We start from the raw sequence: 2239 nt of genomic DNA, 5'->3' as shown, positions 1-2239 counted from the left end.
CACGGGCTGGGTCGTCGATGCAGAATTGGAGACGTTAAGCATGTCGCATTACCCTTGTTCGTGTTGTGTGGACCGGGCGCGGCGGCATGTCGTCCGCACGGCTTTGGCAGGTTTTTTTACCCCGCCGCGACGCCGGGAAGTGCCCCCGGCGTGTGCCAGTCGGAGTGCCGTCAAAACGTGGTCAAGGGCCGAGATTAGCGCCTTTTAGTCACACGAACAATGCCATAAATGAGGGAGTTGACAAGAACAGAACGGCCGTTTGTGCTCCGTCAAACGGAGATTTCTCGTCTGAAACCTAGGAAAATCAAGCCTCTCCAGACCATTTCGCTCCAAAACCTGCGCTAATGCTCAATGTCCAAATGTGTTTCAGAAAAATATGAATTGCTGACGGGCAATAATTACGGTGGAAACTGCGGGCGAATCAACTTGGCAGCACCGCCGCACAGCGCCATAACAGATGGCCGGAGTCTGCGTATTTTTTTTCGAAGGGGGTGATCGGAACGGCAGGGACGAAGCGCTCGGTGGTGACCGCGCTCCCGGAAAGCTGCATCAGCGCCGATGCAAATTCTTCCACGTAGATGCGCCAGTTGCTGCGGCATTCGATCTCGCCGCCGAGGGCGACGATGACGGGAAAGACGGGATGCCCGTGCCAGCGCCGGGCCAGATGTCCGATCTTGGGCCACGGATTGGGGTAGAGGATGAAATGCTTCGCCGGTCGAATGCCTGCGGCGAGCATCAGCCGCCAGTAGTCGGCGAGATCCGCGCGCACGCAGATGAAGTTGGCGGGCACGGAGCCCTCCCATGCAGTATTGCGCGCGAGGCGATCCGCCGACTGGTCGACGCCGATGACGAAGTGCGCCGGATGCATGCGCGCGAGGTGGCGCGTGGAGAGGCCGACGCCGCAACCGGCGTCGAGGATCAGTGGCCGGCTTCCTGCCGCGCGCCATGCCGCGATGCTCGTCTCGAATGCATCGCGGTTGTATGGCATGAACGGCTTCCTGTACTCGGACCGGGCGTGCCTGGTCACGAGTGCGGGCAGCTGTTCATGCACGCCCTCCTGGGCGCTTGTGACAGGACGAGAGTTCGCGTTCATGCCGTCTCACGTCTTCCGGCACGCGTGCGCGCTCTCGCGGCGAGTCAGACTCCCTGCATTCGACTGATTCATTTCACACCTCGCTGGCGGACTCCCGTTCCAGCGCAGCGCAAAGGCCTCGCCCTGCACGGGTGGTACCCGCGCGACTTGGTTTGCGTTGGAATGGGAGCCGACTGATTTTGCCCGCCATCATGCCACAGGGCAGCACTCAGGCACAGTCGCAGCGAAGTTCCGGGACTCCACAGAACGCCGTGTATTCTGTGGCGGAGGTTTGTAATTAGTGCAGGGTGACCGGCTGACGCATCAGTGCATCGTATTTGCCGAGGAAGTCGTCAATCTCTTCCACTGTAGGTTCGGTTGCGATCAGGTTTTCCACCTCTTCGCGGAATGACTTGGCGAGCGTGCCGCCAATGAAGATCTCGCGCTTGCCGGATTTGTCCATGATTTCATATCCGCCAAAGCGCAAGGCCTCTCGCCTGTCGTCGGCGCCGAACTCTACGACGCTGTACTGCTCGCTGTTGTAGATCAAGTTCATTTTGCGCTCCTTCTGGTTCGGGATAAATTCCTGATGACCCGGAATCACTGATGCAAAAATGGGGCCACCTGCATGGATTTCAAGCCGATGCCGGATTCCCGTGGCCGACGCGCCGGACAAATGATGTTCCTGTCATCAGGAACCGCATCAGGCATGCAAGTCCTGAGTCAGTGCGAGTAAATTGTCGTAGGGCGGAGCGGAAAGAAATGCACGGATCTGTGCGATGTGGGCAGAGGTTGCCACACCGATAAAAAGCCGGTCCGGTTTCGTGCGTAACAGCCGGTTGAGTGTGACGCGCAGCGTGAGGTTGCCGGTGCAACATACGCAGCCGGGGGCGATGCGTACGATGCGCAGCGCCGGCACGGCGGAGTCAAGGCCGGACTGGGTATCGGGAATGCCCTCGAGAATGATGGCAGTGTGTTCTGCGGGAGCAAGCGCCGCGCGAATGGCTGCTTCCCGCGCAGCCGGGGTGGCGCCGATGACGAGCGTGGCGGGAATCACCCTTTGCGGGATACCTTGCTCGGCTCCACGCCCAGCTGCTTGAGCTTGCGGTACAGGTGGGTGCGCTCGAGTCCGGTTTTTTCTGCAACGCGCGTCATGCTGCCGCCCTC

Annotated in this window: 4 protein-coding genes; all 4 read right to left on the bottom strand. The window is 60.2% G+C overall.

Annotated elements, in window-relative coordinates:
• Positions 1 to 421: 421 nt before the first annotated feature.
• The gene (locus tag VEH04_06215; GenBank protein HYG22361.1) at positions 422 to 1093 is read right to left on the bottom strand and encodes a methyltransferase domain-containing protein; all 672 of its coding nucleotides are present in this window, start codon (positions 1091 to 1093) and stop codon (positions 422 to 424) included.
• Between the two features lie 277 nt (positions 1094 to 1370).
• Positions 1371 to 1628: a DUF3567 domain-containing protein gene (locus VEH04_06210; GenBank protein HYG22360.1), complete on the bottom strand. Its 258-nt coding sequence runs from the start codon at positions 1626 to 1628 to the stop codon at positions 1371 to 1373.
• Between the two features lie 147 nt (positions 1629 to 1775).
• Positions 1776 to 2129 (bottom strand): GTP-binding protein, encoded by a 354-nt coding sequence (locus VEH04_06205; GenBank protein ID HYG22359.1) that lies wholly within the window; start codon positions 2127 to 2129, stop codon positions 1776 to 1778.
• On the bottom strand, positions 2126 to 2239 hold a 114-nt coding region (locus VEH04_06200), incomplete at its 5' end, for a helix-turn-helix domain-containing protein (GenBank protein ID HYG22358.1). The genes VEH04_06205 and VEH04_06200, both read right to left, overlap by 4 nt.

The sequence above is a fragment of the Verrucomicrobiia bacterium genome (assembly GCA_035629175.1).
Lineage (GTDB): Bacteria > Verrucomicrobiota > Verrucomicrobiia > Limisphaerales > DASXHY01 > DASXHY01.
The sequence above is the reverse complement of the archived record's forward strand: the minus strand, read 5'-3'. Positions and strand labels throughout refer to the sequence as shown.